This is a genomic window from Salinicola sp. CPA57 (assembly GCF_003206035.1).
Taxonomy (GTDB): Bacteria; Pseudomonadota; Gammaproteobacteria; order Pseudomonadales; family Halomonadaceae; genus Salinicola; species Salinicola socius.
The window spans coordinates 1-13064 of record NZ_PZJR01000004.1 but is presented as its reverse complement, the minus strand read 5'-3'; the positions used below and the strand labels follow the sequence as shown (position 1 = coordinate 13064).

17 protein-coding genes are annotated in these 13064 nt (G+C 56.3%); 3 read left to right on the top strand and 14 right to left on the bottom strand.

Translation table 11 applies throughout. The features are described 5' to 3' along the window. The first annotated feature begins 4 nt into the window (after positions 1-4). The 3 genes from DOM36_RS06065 to DOM36_RS06055 are packed head-to-tail and all read left to right on the top strand — an operon-like array spanning position 5 to position 3868. Positions 5-862: an enoyl-CoA hydratase/isomerase family protein gene (locus DOM36_RS06065; protein WP_110641963.1), complete on the top strand. Its 858-nt coding sequence runs from the start codon at positions 5-7 to the stop codon at positions 860-862. After that, positions 859-2967, top strand: coding sequence for an acetyl/propionyl/methylcrotonyl-CoA carboxylase subunit alpha (locus DOM36_RS06060; RefSeq protein ID WP_110641961.1), 2109 nt, complete (start codon positions 859-861; stop codon positions 2965-2967). The genes DOM36_RS06065 and DOM36_RS06060 overlap by 4 nt, the downstream gene beginning before the upstream one ends. 1 nt (position 2968) lies before the next feature. Further along, positions 2969-3868 (top strand): hydroxymethylglutaryl-CoA lyase, encoded by a 900-nt coding sequence (locus DOM36_RS06055; protein WP_110641959.1) that lies wholly within the window; start codon positions 2969-2971, stop codon positions 3866-3868. A 115-nt stretch (positions 3869-3983) separates the two neighbouring features. On the opposite strand, the gene DOM36_RS06050 is transcribed toward DOM36_RS06055, so the two are convergent. From DOM36_RS06050 to DOM36_RS20425, 14 genes are all read right to left on the bottom strand, one after another. Next, on the bottom strand, positions 3984-4226 hold the full coding sequence (locus tag DOM36_RS06050) for a hypothetical protein (protein WP_110641957.1): 243 nt from the start codon (positions 4224-4226) through the stop codon (positions 3984-3986). A gap of 79 nt (positions 4227-4305) precedes the next feature. Next, positions 4306-5754, bottom strand: a complete 1449-nt coding sequence (locus DOM36_RS06045) for a toll/interleukin-1 receptor domain-containing protein (protein ID WP_110641956.1) — start codon at positions 5752-5754, stop codon at positions 4306-4308. A 103-nt stretch (positions 5755-5857) separates the two neighbouring features. After that, complete coding sequence (locus tag DOM36_RS06035; protein WP_110641954.1) at positions 5858-6508, bottom strand: hypothetical protein; 651 nt, start codon at positions 6506-6508, stop codon at positions 5858-5860. Between the two features lie 527 nt (positions 6509-7035). Beyond that, a complete protein-coding gene (locus DOM36_RS06030) occupies positions 7036-7419 on the bottom strand; it encodes a nuclear transport factor 2 family protein (protein WP_110641952.1) in 384 nt (127 codons plus the stop codon). A gap of 70 nt (positions 7420-7489) precedes the next feature. Then, a complete protein-coding gene (locus DOM36_RS20430; RefSeq protein ID WP_280952794.1) occupies positions 7490-7717 on the bottom strand; it encodes a MerR family DNA-binding protein in 228 nt (75 codons plus the stop codon). An 81-nt stretch (positions 7718-7798) separates the two neighbouring features. Then, positions 7799-8113, bottom strand: coding sequence for a TM2 domain-containing protein (locus DOM36_RS06020; RefSeq protein ID WP_198651219.1), 315 nt, complete (start codon positions 8111-8113; stop codon positions 7799-7801). Positions 8114-8147: 34 nt separating this feature from the next. Next, positions 8148-9104, bottom strand: coding sequence for a hypothetical protein (locus DOM36_RS06015; RefSeq protein ID WP_110641948.1), 957 nt, complete (start codon positions 9102-9104; stop codon positions 8148-8150). Positions 9105-9120: 16 nt separating this feature from the next. Then, complete coding sequence (locus tag DOM36_RS06010; protein ID WP_110641946.1) at positions 9121-9429, bottom strand: hypothetical protein; 309 nt, start codon at positions 9427-9429, stop codon at positions 9121-9123. A 337-nt stretch (positions 9430-9766) separates the two neighbouring features. Next, positions 9767-10156, bottom strand: a complete 390-nt coding sequence (locus DOM36_RS06005) for a MerR family DNA-binding transcriptional regulator (protein ID WP_110641944.1) — start codon at positions 10154-10156, stop codon at positions 9767-9769. Positions 10157-10289: 133 nt separating this feature from the next. Next, positions 10290-10736, bottom strand: coding sequence for a type II toxin-antitoxin system VapC family toxin (locus tag DOM36_RS06000; protein ID WP_110641942.1), 447 nt, complete (start codon positions 10734-10736; stop codon positions 10290-10292). Beyond that, positions 10733-10987, bottom strand: coding sequence for a type II toxin-antitoxin system VapB family antitoxin (gene vapB, locus DOM36_RS05995; protein ID WP_075571346.1), 255 nt, complete (start codon positions 10985-10987; stop codon positions 10733-10735). Before vapB ends, DOM36_RS06000 begins: the two co-directional genes overlap by 4 nt. 111 nt (positions 10988-11098) lie before the next feature. Beyond that, positions 11099-11923, bottom strand: a complete 825-nt coding sequence (locus DOM36_RS05990; protein ID WP_232823748.1) for a DUF72 domain-containing protein — start codon at positions 11921-11923, stop codon at positions 11099-11101. A gap of 43 nt (positions 11924-11966) precedes the next feature. Beyond that, positions 11967-12839, bottom strand: a complete 873-nt coding sequence (gene pdxY, locus DOM36_RS05985) for a pyridoxal kinase PdxY (protein WP_110641940.1) — start codon at positions 12837-12839, stop codon at positions 11967-11969. Positions 12840-12868: 29 nt separating this feature from the next. Further along, a partial coding sequence (locus tag DOM36_RS20425) for a hypothetical protein (RefSeq protein WP_232823747.1) occupies positions 12869-13064 on the bottom strand: 196 nt, incomplete at its 5' end.

Genomic DNA, 13064 nt, shown 5'->3' with positions numbered 1-13064 from the left:
TGCCATGACGACTTCGAACCATTCCCGCCTGGAAATCGACGATCGCGGCGTCGCGCGGCTGATGCTGGATCGGCCCGAGGTTCACAACGCCTTCGACGATGCGTTGATCAAAGAGCTCAACGCCCATCTCGAACGCCTGCACGCGCTGGCCGAGCACGACGAGGTGCGGCTGGTGGTGCTGGCATCCGGCGGCAAGCACTTCTCCGCCGGGGCGGATCTGCACTGGATGAAGCGCATGGTGGACTACGGCTTCGACGACAACCTCAAGGATTCCCGCGAGCTGGCGCGCCTGATGCAACAGCTGGATGGGCTGCCCTGCCCAACCCTGTGCCGCATACAGGGCGCGGCCTACGGCGGCGCGGTGGGGCTCGCCGCCTGCTGCGATCTGGTGATCGCGTCCGACAAGGCGACATTCTGCCTGTCGGAAGTGCGTATCGGCCTGTCGCCGGCGGTGATCAGCCCTTATGTGCAGCGCGCCATCGGCCCGCGCCAGATGCGCCGCTACGCGCTCACCGCCGAGGTGATCGACGCCACTACTGCGCAGGCGCTCGGCCTGGTGCATGAAGTCACCGACGGCGAAACACTGGACGCCCAGATTGATCAGATGACCGACCGGCTGCTCGCCGCCTCGCCCCAGGCCCAGCGCGCGACCAAGGCGCTACTGGCCCGGGTCGCCCGCGATCCCGACAGCGACGCAACCCGGGAAGCCACCTGCCGCACGATCAGCGAACTGCGGGTCAGCCGCGAAGGCCAGGAAGGGCTCGCCGCGTTTTTCGACAAGCGCCCACCCGCCTGGCAACGCACGGGGGATGCCAACGGGGATCATGACGGCAACCCGGATAACAAGGAATCGCGCTCATGAGCCTGACCCACGCGCCTCGCCCGCTACGTTCGGTGTTGATCGCCAACCGCGGCGAGATCGCCTGCCGCGTGATGCGCACCGCCCGCCGCCTGGGGCTTCGCACCATCGCCGTCTATTCCGATGCCGACGCCAACGCACTCCACGTTCGCGAGGCCGACGAGGCCGTGCGTCTCGGCCCGGCGCCCGCGCGGGAGAGCTATCTCGACATCGACAAGGTCATCGCCGCCGCCCAGCGCAGCGGCGCCGACGCCATTCATCCGGGTTACGGGTTTCTCTCCGAGAACGCCGAGTTCGTCGCCGCCTGCGAGGCCGCCGAGATCGTCTTCGTCGGCCCGCCGGCCAACGCCATCGCCGCCATGGGCGACAAGGCCTCGGCGAAGGCGCGCATGTTTAAGGCCGGCGTGCCGCTGGTGCCCGGCTACCACGACGAAGCGCAGGACGATGCCCTGCTGAGGGAAGAAGCCGGAAAAATCGGCTACCCGGTGCTGCTCAAGGCCAGCGCCGGCGGCGGCGGCAAGGGCATGCGGGTGGTCGAATCCGACCACGAGTTCCAGGCCGCCCTCGATGGCTGCCGCCGTGAATCCCGCGCGGCGTTCGGCGACGAACGCATGCTGATCGAGAAATATCTGACCCAGCCGCGCCACGTCGAAGTGCAGGTGTTCTGCGATAGCCAAGGCAACGGCGTCTACTTGTTCGAGCGCGACTGCAGCGTGCAGCGCCGCCACCAGAAGGTGCTGGAAGAAGCTCCTGCGCCCAACCTGCCCCCCGCACTGCGCCAGCAAATGGGCGAAGCTGCCGTGCGCGCCGCCCAGGAGATCGGCTATGTCAGCGCCGGGACGGTGGAGTTCCTGCTGGATGCCGCCACCGAACCTGTCTCAAACACCGAGACGAGCGAAGCGGCGCCTTTCTACTTCATGGAGATGAACACGCGCCTGCAGGTCGAGCACCCGGTCACCGAGATGATCACCGGCGAGGATCTGGTCGAGTGGCAGCTGCGCGTGGCCGCCGGGCTACCGCTGCCCAAGGCCCAGGATGAACTGACACTAACCGGCCACGCCATCGAAGCGCGGCTCTATGCCGAAGACCCGGACAACGACTTCCTGCCCGCCACCGGCACGCTCGAACGGTTCGGTCTCGACCTGAACGCCGGCGACCTGGCGCCGGATCGCGTGCGTCTGGATAGCGGCGTCGAAGCCGGTGATGACGTCTCGATGCACTATGACCCGATGCTGGCCAAGCTGATCGTCCACGGCGAGGATCGCGGCCAGGCCCTGGCGGAGATGGATCGCGCGCTAGCGGCACTGGATGTCTCCGGCGTGACCACCAATCGCCGTTTTCTGCAGCGGCTGGTCACGCATCCGGATTTCATCGCCGCCCGGCTCGACACCCGCTTTATCGAACACCACCACGACGACCTGTTCGCGAGTGCACTGGTCACCGATGCGGACATCGCCTGCGCCGCGCTGGTGGCGCTCGACCAGTTGGATCGATCCAGCGATGAACGTTCACCGTGGGAGCGCCGTGACGGCTGGCGGCTCAACGCCCCGCAGCACGTTCGACTGGCATTTGCCGAGGCCGAGGGCGCGCCGCCGATCCCCGTGACAGCGACACGCTCTGCCTCGCAATCGACTTGGCAACTGAGCGTGGACCGAGACGGCGAGCAGCATCTCGAAGGCCGCTTGCAGCGGCTCGACGGTAACGCCGTGGCGATCACGCTGGATGGCCATCGCCGTCGCCTGCTGGCGCGCACCGATCCCGCTCTGGATGGCGAAACGATCATTCTCACCGCCGCCGGCTTCCAGTCCCGCCTGATCTGGCGGCGCTCGGACCGGGTCGATCATCTACCGCATGAGGTCGAAGCCAAACTGAGCGCGCCCATGCACGGCACCGTGGTCGCGCTGCTGGTCGAACCCGGTCAGGCGGTGGAGAAAGGCACGCCGCTGGTAGTGGTGGAAGCGATGAAGATGGAGCACACCCTGAGCGCCCCCGCCGCCGGCGCGGTGGAAGCGTTTCACTTCAAGGTGGGCGATGCGGTAGCGCAGGGGGATGAGTTACTCGCGTTCGCCAGTGCCGAGGCCAGTGACAACATGCGCGAGGAACAATGAGATGGGGATGCCGAGGCGAGTCAGTATCGTCGAAGTCGGCCCGCGGGACGGACTACAGAACGAAGCCGAACCCATCGTCACCGCCGCCAAGCTGGAACTGATCGACCGGCTCGGCGCGGCGGGGCTAAAACGGATCGAAGCGGCGAGTTTCGTCTCGCCCAAGTGGGTACCGCAGATGGCGGATCACCGCGAGGTAATGACCGGCATTCGCCGCCGGCCGGGCGTGATCTATTCCGCGCTTACGCCCAATCTCAAAGGGCTGGAAGCCGCGCTGGAGTGCGGCGTCGAAGAGGTCGCCGTTTTCGCGGCGGCCAGCGAGAGCTTTTCGCATAAGAACATCAATTGCTCCATCGCCGAATCGCTGGAACGCTTCGCCCCGGTGATCGAACGCGCCCGTGAAGCGAACGTGCGCGTGCGCGGCTATGTCTCCTGCGTGCTCGGCTGCCCATACGAGGGTGAGATCGCCCCTGCAAGAGTTGCCGAGGTCTCGAAAGCGCTCTATGAGATGGGCTGCTACGAGATCTCGCTCGGCGACACCATCGGCGTCGGCACCCCGCTCAAGGCCAAGCGCCTGCTCGAAGCGGTGGCCAAAGAGATCCCCAGAGACAAGCTCGCCGCCCACTTCCATGACACCTACGGTCAGGCGCTGGCCAACCTCTACGCCGTGCTCGAAGAGGGCATCGGCGTGATCGACAGCGCCGTCGCCGGACTCGGCGGCTGCCCTTACGCCAAGGGCGCCACCGGCAACGTGGCCACGGAAGACGTGATCTATCTGCTCAACGGCCTGGGTATCGAGAGCGGCGTGAATCTGGATAAGTTGGCAGAGACAGGGGTGTGGATAACCCAGAACATCGGCAAGCCGAATCGGTCGAAGGTGGGTGTGGCGCTGGCGGCGAAGTGATCGAACGCCGAAGCTCAGTTGCCGCCGGAGCAACCGTAGGCTGCGGAGGGGACCCGAAGCGCGGCAGCGCTTTGGACGGTCAGCTGCAGCGTTTTGTTGGGTGACTCCATAGCCGCTACTTGAGCTCCCACAAACCGCGCGGCGACGCATCGGCAGAACGCAAAACACCTTGGTTACGAAGAGCGTTTGCTGCCCAACGCATATCGTACTGCCACGTATACAAAAGATTTCCAGAGCGTTTCAGCTCGGCTTCGTAGTTATCCCAAATGTATTTAGCAACCTGCACAAGTTTTGCCTTTCCGCCATGTGCTCGGATTGCGTCGGCAACCCAATCATGGAGATCTTCCTTCGAAGCCATTTTCTATATTCCTTGTTACCCAACGCCGTGCTCTGGGCAAACCGAAGCGTAGCGTAGGTTTGTCCCTAGCAGCATTTTGTTATGCACGTGTACACAAGTTCTCATAGTTCATTAGCTCTAAAGGAGCGATTCTTTCAAACTGCCACTTTGGAACGTAAATAGAACCACCCTTTATGCCTTCAACAAATGGTTCAAGATCTGTTTTCTTACTTACGCCTAAAACTGAAGCCAGGCGGCTAAAGTACTCAATAGATTCAGACCTGAGGAAAATCTCAAAGGTTCCACCATGGAATGATTTGAAAACAAGGGTTTCTGGCCACCACTCTTGCCTTCTGTCTTCCTTAATCCCTTGTAAGGCCTCCACCAGATACAAAACAAAATCTGCTTGCATTATGGTATCGAATGAAACTCCTGAATCTGTGCACCTTTCCTTAATCATATCTGCGTGAACTGATACTCGTTGAAGTTTTAGCCGGCTATTTCGATGGTTAAGAGACTCAAGATAGTTTCTAAATACACCGAAGGAGGCCATGGTACTACGCCCGTAACGAGCATCATTTGCAATGTAGTATCGCTGATTCAGCAAGTAAGCAACAATATCAAACCTCTCATGCTTGAGAAAAATTGATACGCAGAGAATGAAAGATTCTTGAATAATAAATCTCAGGTTGTCCCAGTCCCACTTATGATAAGAGCTAACAACCGCTGGCCTATCTAGAAATGGAATCAGAGATTCGAAAAACTTATGCATTACCGGAGCTGAAGTTGTCGTTTGATCATATTGAGCAATAACACCAAAGACCTCCACTAACTCATTCCTAGCAGGGATAAATTGCTCGATGCTATCTACTATGTTTTGATCAAAATCATTAGCCCCATTGCTTGGCTTCAGCCTAAGTCGCGAAAGATTATCAGAAAACAGGCTCAGATACTCAACCAACGCCCCATGTGCATGCGAACGGTTATTTCTTATTGCTTCCACTAACCTTCGAAAAACAACCGATGTCCCTAGTGAAATTTGTTCCTCCACATTTAAGAATGCTGGCTTTTTTCCTATCTCAGGTTTTATGTTTAATGGCTTATCGTAAATCCATCTCAACAACTGCTCAAAGTTTTTTCCATAAAGCTCTTCATCCGAGAGGTCAATGTATATTCTCGATTTGTAAAACACAGGAAGCTTTGCTTTTCCCTCTAAATCTCTGCTCGCTATTACCGCAACAAACTTATTTTGATCGACACTCTCATAAACTTCGGCTGAGATAATTTGGGTCTCTATTCCAACACCGCCTTTTCTCGCATTAGCTCTATCGCCATATTGCTCATCTATAACCAAGATAACCTTTTTTATTTCGTCATCTGAAACCATTTTCTCCATAAATGCATTAGCATCATTCCCTTCTTTCAGATCCCATTTATCTAATATTACATCTACCCCGTTCTCTCGAAGCTCAGTACCAAGTCGGAGAACCCAATCTTCATGTTCAGGACTCGACCAACAGTAGGAAATGAATAACTTTGGCTCAGACATGTTTCGATTATTGCCTCATGTTTGGTTTAGTACATAACGCCACCAACACGCGCAGCTTTGTAGTGTAGGCGAAGCGGAAGAGCTGTCGCCGTGCTTGGCCTTGTTATGATTCATTTTGCGACCTAATTTTACTGATAAAAGAATATCCATCAGCATCTCTTGGCAATACCACTTGGCGATCTGTTGCTACCTTCGGGTCACTTACCCAATCGATAAACTCCTGTATTTTAGCCACAAAGTTATCAACCTCTTGTCTAGTAAAGTGGATATTTAATTCAACCTCGCCAGACAGAGTTAACAAATCCGCATGAGCTAACACCTTATTGCGCCAGTCTTTAATCCCAGATTCTTCGTAAAACTCTTCCAGGCTGTTAAAGAGCTCTTGCAGTAGAGAAGAGCTGGTCTGATTAATAAATCTACGCAGTGATAAATTTTCTTTATCCATACTTTTTGGCGGGTCCATGAGTGTAGCGACCATTAGGCAGATTCTCTCAAGGCAGGCTCGTTCGAAACATGAAAAAATAAAACCATTGAATTTATTGAGCTCCGCAACATGCTCCTCTTGTCCAAATAGCTGCATGTACAAAGTTAAGTCTGTACATATTCCAGAGAAATAGTGCTTTAAAGTTTGCAACTCACTTTGACTGATAGATGACAAATCAAAATCAAGTTGATTCATCGGATCAAGGTGAGCCATGTCAGGGTGCCGCTTTATAAAGTCATCAAATGTGCTCGTGCTCACTTTGTTACTCATAGCCCACCTCAGAATTATAACAGCTATTAGATAGCGCGCTAGTTTTGCCACTTGCACAAGCTCGCGCGTTTAATAGTCTTATCTAGCCAGTCGTCCCGCACTTAACTCATTGAGTTTAAAGGGCTCTCAGAATAATTAGGCGTGCTTTGCAGAATCCACGTGCTCGCGCATTTTGCTCGGCCCAATACAATTGGGCATAGATACAGTCATGTAGCGATGGATCGTCCGGTAGGCTTTTGGTGAAGGCCGCCACGCTACCGCCAGCCATGGAGGATGACGATGGTTACCATCATCCCAGCGCGGCTGTCCCTTGTAAGCTTGTGACTCTGTAAGCCATCTCTTGTGCTGTTCTACACAAAGTAACCAAGCATTACATTGGAAACAACGCCACGAAAGCATTAATCAGTCGTGGCTTCAGAGACGGGGCACTGTTGCGTCGAAAACCGAAGAACATTTAGGAAGGAGGAGGGCCACCGGCCGCTTGCCGTCACGAGAACGGCCAGATTGAAGCGCTAGCCCGCCGGGGCTCAGTACATCGGATTTCCGTTCTTGGTTTCATCCGGAATTCTCTGAATGGAATCCCAGTGCTCTACGATCTTGCCGTCGTCGTCGAAACGGAAAAAATCCATCGTGACGTACTCATCGCCGCCGGGCCAGGTCTGGTGCGTATGTAGAGATACCAGATCGGCTTCGGCCACCGCGCGCACGAACTCGATTTCTTTCCCGGGATACTGCTCTGCCATTGCCGTGAAGTAATCGATGAACGCCTGCTTTCCATTACCCACTACCGGGTTGTGCTGAATGTAGTCAGCGCCGACGTACGTTTCGACGGCAAGGGCAGGATCACCGAGATACGCCGTGCGATAGAAGGCGATCGCATTGCGCTTGTTGGCTTCCAGGTCATGTTGCATGTCGTGGCTCCGTGCAGATTGACTACCATCGAAGGAGCCGCAGAGCAGAACCGTGTGTACCAACTAGCGCTCAGTGACCCTGTTCCGCCGCCTTCAACTCTCCCAATGCACCTTTGCACCGTTCTTCGACCTGGTCGAGCTCGCGCTGCATGACGCGGATGTCTTCGAGCTGGCGCTCGAGGTTGGCGCGTTTGTCGGCGAGGATCTCGAGCTGGCGTTCGAGTTGGCGCACGCTGCCATGGTTGCGGTCGTCGTAGAGATCGAGCACTTCGCGGATCTCGATCAGCGAGAAACCCAGGCGCTTGCCGCGCGACAGTCGGCCATCACATCGCGCCGACCGCCGCCGCCACGGACCCCAAGATTGCAGGACATCGATGACCTATTTGAACCAATCCTGCTCAAAGCGCCCATTCTTGAATCGATACATGGACAGTCCGTATTTCAGCTCTCTTCCCTTGGCGTCCTTCATCATGCCTTTCTCCTTTCCCAGCGAGTAAAAAAAGGCATCGAAAAGCAGCATGGCGCCGTCGATGAACCACCATAAAAATAGACCACCCAGAGTCAATGCTTTCAACAAGCCTGATTTCCATTTACCCAAGTAGAACCGGTCAACTCCGAAAACGCCAAGAAACATGGATAGAATCAACGCAACGATTCGGTTTTTCTTTCCGATTTGTAGATTATCACTGTCCATTCTTAATAGATCCCTGAAACGATTATAGTGAGCACTAACGGGACTGCATTGTGACTTCGATACCGCCGCTTCTCCGAGTGATACTGTAATCAATCGGGATCCGTGGGCCTCGCGATGCGATCACTACGGCCTGGCATGAGCGCGTTTCTTGCGTTTCTGTTATCTGAGCAATCTCCACGATATCATTGGCTTTTGGGCTCTGCCTGAAGCCGTTGTATCCGATATCGTAGTAGGGATTACCATAGTCCGTACCCAATGCATTCTGGATCGATCTCGCCAGAGAATTAGGAGACCTCCTGTTTTCCGCCACCGCGTCGTCAAAGAGCTCTTTATTGGTATCGATGATCATGGAATTCGAGCATGAAGGCAATGGGCGAGTCGATGCCATAAAATACCCTCCATCGACTACCCCATAAACGACAATGAGATAAAGCACCGTCGAAAGCAGCCACAGCCAGAAATAAATGCCACCTCTTCGTAACTTACTGGCTCTTACTGCCAGATAGACAGGGATCATCCAAAACCAGTAAAGGGGCGCCCTACTGCGGCCGCTATCCCGTATACTCAAGGCATCCACCAAGGCGATTAGTGAATAGACCAGCGGCACCGCCAACATGTAACCATTGGAAAAAGCGATGGGGTTGTAGTTATAAATAAGTACGCTATCGATAAACAGAAACGCAAGGGGAAATAAAGCCAGTACCCAAGCCAGCCTATCCGATACGGGCGTGGGCGTATATTTTTCTCTTGCCTCATCGGTTAGATAACCACCGAGCTCTGTTTCACGTAACGCCTGTGTCGGAGCATCTTCAGTCCAGCTTGTGTTCCAGACTTGTGTATCCGAATCCACATCTTGGTCCATGATCGCAACGATCATGGCTTCTTTATTGAAGGGCCCGTTGATCTTCCTGCGTCCTTGATAATACCAGTGATCGTCGAAGGGCTCAGACTCTGACACGGAGTATCCTTTATGTAATTGGGCTGAACTCATTCATCACTCGTGACGCTCACTCGCTGAATTTTTCCTGGGCACGTTGATCCTGTTTGGATTGGTTCATCAGCCGTTTCGCTCCAAACATGGCAACCAGTCCGCCAGGAACGAAAATGATAGAACCCACAATCATCAAAATCGGGCCCAATCGCTTATCACGTTGGTTCAGGGCGATGAAAAACCCGACAATCGTTGCCGCCAATGAAGCTGCGGTGAGAGTCAGAAACACCGTCGAAGCTGTACCTGAAAGATCTTCAACGACGTTGAGAACGACGGCTATAGCCAACAGAACATTCAAAATAACGCCAGCGATGGCAAGTCCCATGAGGAGTCTCCTTGTAAGCGTTTTCCTGCGGAAAATCGGGGCCGAGCGGAAGCCGGGAGATTAAGACATACCACTTTTCGACTCAAGCAGTAGTTCGCGCACGTCTAATATTATCGTTAATCTTACACCTCGATTATCTTTTATCTTACATTCAAATTATCATTTATCTTAGAAAAGGCAGTCTGGTGCAAGGCGGGATTTACTGCTTCTTGTCAATCCCGAGGGCATTTGGAATGTATGGACAAGAGGCACCTATTCCCGGCAAATGAGTTCATGCCTACCGATCACCTGCATGCTGGGACATGTGCTCTTTTCAGGGATTGGACTGTCAAATCAGCTATCGGTCCCTCAACTCCCCCAACGCACCCTTGCATCGCTCTTCGACCTGATCCAGCTCGCGCTGCATGACGCGGATGTCTTCGAGCTGGCGTTCGAGGTTGGCGCGTTTGTCGGCAAGGATCTCGAGCAGGCGCTCGAGTTGGCGGACGCTGCCATCAACGCGGGTGTCGTAGAGATCCAGTACTTCGCGGATCTCGATCAGCGAGAAACCCAGGCGTTTGCCGCGCAAGGCAAGCTTGAGACGAACGCGGTCCTTCTCGTGGTAGACGCGGGTCTTGCCGCGACGCTGTGGGGAGAGCAGGCCTTCCTGCTCGTAGAAGCGGATGGTACGGGTGGTCACGTCGAAGTGCTGCGCGAGTTCGCCAATGGCGTAGGTCTGGCCGGACACGGCGTCATTCTCTTCCCTAATTTCCACTACCCTAGCGCTATTTGACCTTTACGTGAAGATCAACCTTCTCTCGAATCGTCAGTGTTTGAAGGGAGGGTTTGAAAGAAGACAGTGAAAGAGATTGTGGACTTTATTACGGCGTGAGTTCCTGACCCGATGCGTTGATCACGACGCCACTCACCCAGTCTTCAATCGCCAGGCCTTCGACGCGGCGGAATTCCTTCAGGTTGTTGGTGACCAGCGTGGCGTTCAGCGCCAAGGCGTGTGCCGCGATCATCGTGTCATTGGGGCCGATGGGCTGCCCCTTGTCCTGGAGCTGGCGAGAAAGATTGGCGGCGACGCGAGCGGTCTCCGGCCCCCACGGTAGAACATCGTTGGTGCGCGCCACGAAGGCGTCGATGATCGGTTGCAGGCTCGGTTTTCGGCGTGCGCCCAGCAGCATCTCGTAATAGGTGATGACCGAGATGCAGAGGCGGGTGCCTCGGCCCGCTTCCTGTTCGAGACGTTCCAGCACCTGAACCGGATGCTCGCGCATGACGTAGGAGCAGATATTGGTGTCGAGGATGTAAAGCGTGCTCAAAATCGACCCTCATCCTCGAACACGGGTTCACGGTCCTGCAGGAAGTCGTCGTCCGTCTTTTCGACCTCGATAAACGAGTGCCAACTGGGTCGCGAGGGTTTGAGGACGATGGTGTCCCCCACGCGGGTGGCGACGTATTCAGTGACGCCTTCGATCTCGATGCCTTTCGGCAAACGCACCGCTCGATTACGGCCGTTACGGAATACCGATACGGTGCGAGACGGTGGGTCGTTGCGCTCTTGCTCGTGCATAGGATTGTCCTCCGACCGATCTTTTCCAAAGCTTCAGCATATGCCAAGCATAGTCCTGAATCGCAGGCCAGAAAAGTCGTTCGAGTTATCAACAGCCTGTTTCAGATTTGGCTAAAACAGCGAGCTCTGTCGTTCTCCCGGGAACTCGGCCAACGGCGGCAATTCGATCCGTTCGGCGATCTTGTTGTAGAACTTTCGTGCCAGTTCCGGCGCCTGTCGGTTATCCGGTGTATGCACAAAGAGAAAAGGGGTTTTCCCCTGTTTTATCCACAGGATGAGGCGTTCGATCCACGGCTCGAAACGGGCCAGGTTAATGGCTTCGTCGAAGTGTCCTATAAAGCGAATAATGGGATTGACCGCCGTGCAGAGCACGTGTAATGGGACTTTCGGCTTTTCGCCTTGCGCCTTGGCGAGCCGATTGTCAAGCCCTGCGGGTGTGGCAAAGAGCGCCCGCACGTCGAGCATTACCCTATTGGCGTCTTGACTTATCAACAAGCGGTTGAATGCCTGTTCTGCAGGCCCTTTGTGGAAAAAATCACTGTGGCGGACCTCCACCGCACGGGGTATCTCCCGTGGCCAGTGAGTGAGCAATCGCTCCAGCGCGGGCAGCTCGCCCTGGCCGAAATCTCTGGGTAGCTGGACCATGATTGGGCCGAGCCGATCCTTGAGCGGTGAAAGCCGTTCGATGAAGCGCTCGAACTCGTCATCGATATCGCGCAGACGTTTGCCGTGAGTCAGCTGGCTGGGCAGCTTGAAGCAGAAGCGGAACGTCTCGGGTGCCTGTTCGGCCCAGGCGTCGATCGTTTCCGCCTTGGGGATACCGCTGTAGAAGGTGGTGTTGCCCTCCACCGCGTTGAACACGCTGGCGTAGTCGCGCAGGTCCACGTCGCCGTGGGCGGGCAGCAGGCTGCCCTGCCAGTCGGCGTTGGCCCACATCGCCATGCCCATATAGAGCGGCGGCTGGTGAACCATGGAGAGGTTATCTGAGGCGTTCGGCATGCAACGTCACCGTCGGCGAAACGATATCCTGCTGCGCGGCGATCATCGCCAGTTCGCGGGTGCCGGCGCGACGGGTGTGTTCGAACAGCATCTGCACCGCGGCGGCGGTCTGTTCCAGGGCGCGAGCCGGGCCTTCGTCGGTGAGACCGGCGCGCAGGCTGTGGGCGAGGAACATCGCGGCAGTGAAATCGCCGGCACCATTGGGCGCAATGATGAAATCCACCTTGGGCGTGGCGATCCGCCAGCTGCCGCTGGGGGCGTCGACCAGCATGCCGATGTGGCCCTCGTCGTCCCCGGTGACTTCCAGCGAGGTGATCAACACGACCCTGGGGCCCTTGGCCCGCAGCGCGGCGGCGGCGGCGAGGGCGTCTTCCAGGGTGTTTACCTCCCGCCCGGCGAGAAAGGCGAGTTCGAACTGGTTGGGCGTGACGATATCGGCGCGGGCAATGGCGTGGTCGCGCATCCACTCGGGGATGCCTTGGCGGACGAAGAAGCCGCGGCCGATGTCGCCCATCACCGGGTCGCAGCAGTAGAGCGCGTCCGGGTTGGCCAATTTGACGCGATCGACGCTATCCAGCACGGCGCGGCCGATGCCTTCGTCTCCCATGTAGCCGGAAAGCACGGCATCGACATCGTCGAGCCCGACCAGGGATTCGACGCCATCGAGCACATTCCTGAGGTGATCGGGGCTGAAGACATCGCCGGTGAAGGCGCCGTAACCGGTGTGGTTGGAGAACTGGACGGTGTTGATGGCGGTGACTTCCAGCCCCAGCCGCTGCAGCGGGAAAACGGCGGCACGATTGCCGACGTAGCCATAGGCGACGTGGCTCTGAATGGAGATGACATGGGTCATGAGACGGGCCTGCGGCAAAAGCAAAGGGCTTAGTGAAAGGGCTTAGTGAAAAGGCGTAGTGAACGGACGTGCTGAAAGGACACAGTGTAATGCGACGGGGAAGGAACTTGCAGCGCCGGTCTTTGGTCGATACCTCGCTCGACGCCGTCGAGCGGCGGCGATATGCTCGCTCCAGCTTTTCCGTCATCCCGTTTATCTGTCTTCGTCAATGCATCGTGTTCAAGG

Excerpts from the sequence above, each read along its gene's own strand:
- DOM36_RS06065 (WP_110641963.1), top strand. The coding sequence starts at position 5 with ATGACGACTTCGAACCATTCCCGCCTGGAAATCGACGATCGCGGCGTC.
- DOM36_RS06060 (WP_110641961.1), top strand. The coding sequence starts at position 859 with ATGAGCCTGACCCACGCGCCTCGCCCGCTACGTTCGGTGTTGATCGCC.
- DOM36_RS06055 (WP_110641959.1), top strand. The coding sequence starts at position 2,969 with ATGGGGATGCCGAGGCGAGTCAGTATCGTCGAAGTCGGCCCGCGGGAC.
- DOM36_RS06050 (WP_110641957.1), bottom strand. The coding sequence starts at position 4,226 with ATGGCTTCGAAGGAAGATCTCCATGATTGGGTTGCCGACGCAATCCGA.
- DOM36_RS06045 (WP_110641956.1), bottom strand. The coding sequence starts at position 5,754 with ATGTCTGAGCCAAAGTTATTCATTTCCTACTGTTGGTCGAGTCCTGAA.
- DOM36_RS06035 (WP_110641954.1), bottom strand. The coding sequence starts at position 6,508 with ATGAGTAACAAAGTGAGCACGAGCACATTTGATGACTTTATAAAGCGG.
- DOM36_RS06030 (WP_110641952.1), bottom strand. The coding sequence starts at position 7,419 with ATGCAACATGACCTGGAAGCCAACAAGCGCAATGCGATCGCCTTCTAT.
- DOM36_RS06020 (WP_198651219.1), bottom strand. The coding sequence starts at position 8,113 with ATGGACAGTGATAATCTACAAATCGGAAAGAAAAACCGAATCGTTGCG.
- DOM36_RS06015 (WP_110641948.1), bottom strand. The coding sequence starts at position 9,104 with ATGAGTTCAGCCCAATTACATAAAGGATACTCCGTGTCAGAGTCTGAG.
- DOM36_RS06010 (WP_110641946.1), bottom strand. The coding sequence starts at position 9,429 with ATGGGACTTGCCATCGCTGGCGTTATTTTGAATGTTCTGTTGGCTATA.
- vapB (WP_075571346.1), bottom strand. The coding sequence starts at position 10,987 with ATGCACGAGCAAGAGCGCAACGACCCACCGTCTCGCACCGTATCGGTA.
- DOM36_RS05990 (WP_232823748.1), bottom strand. The coding sequence starts at position 11,923 with ATGTGGGCCAACGCCGACTGGCAGGGCAGCCTGCTGCCCGCCCACGGC.
- pdxY (WP_110641940.1), bottom strand. The coding sequence starts at position 12,839 with ATGACCCATGTCATCTCCATTCAGAGCCACGTCGCCTATGGCTACGTC.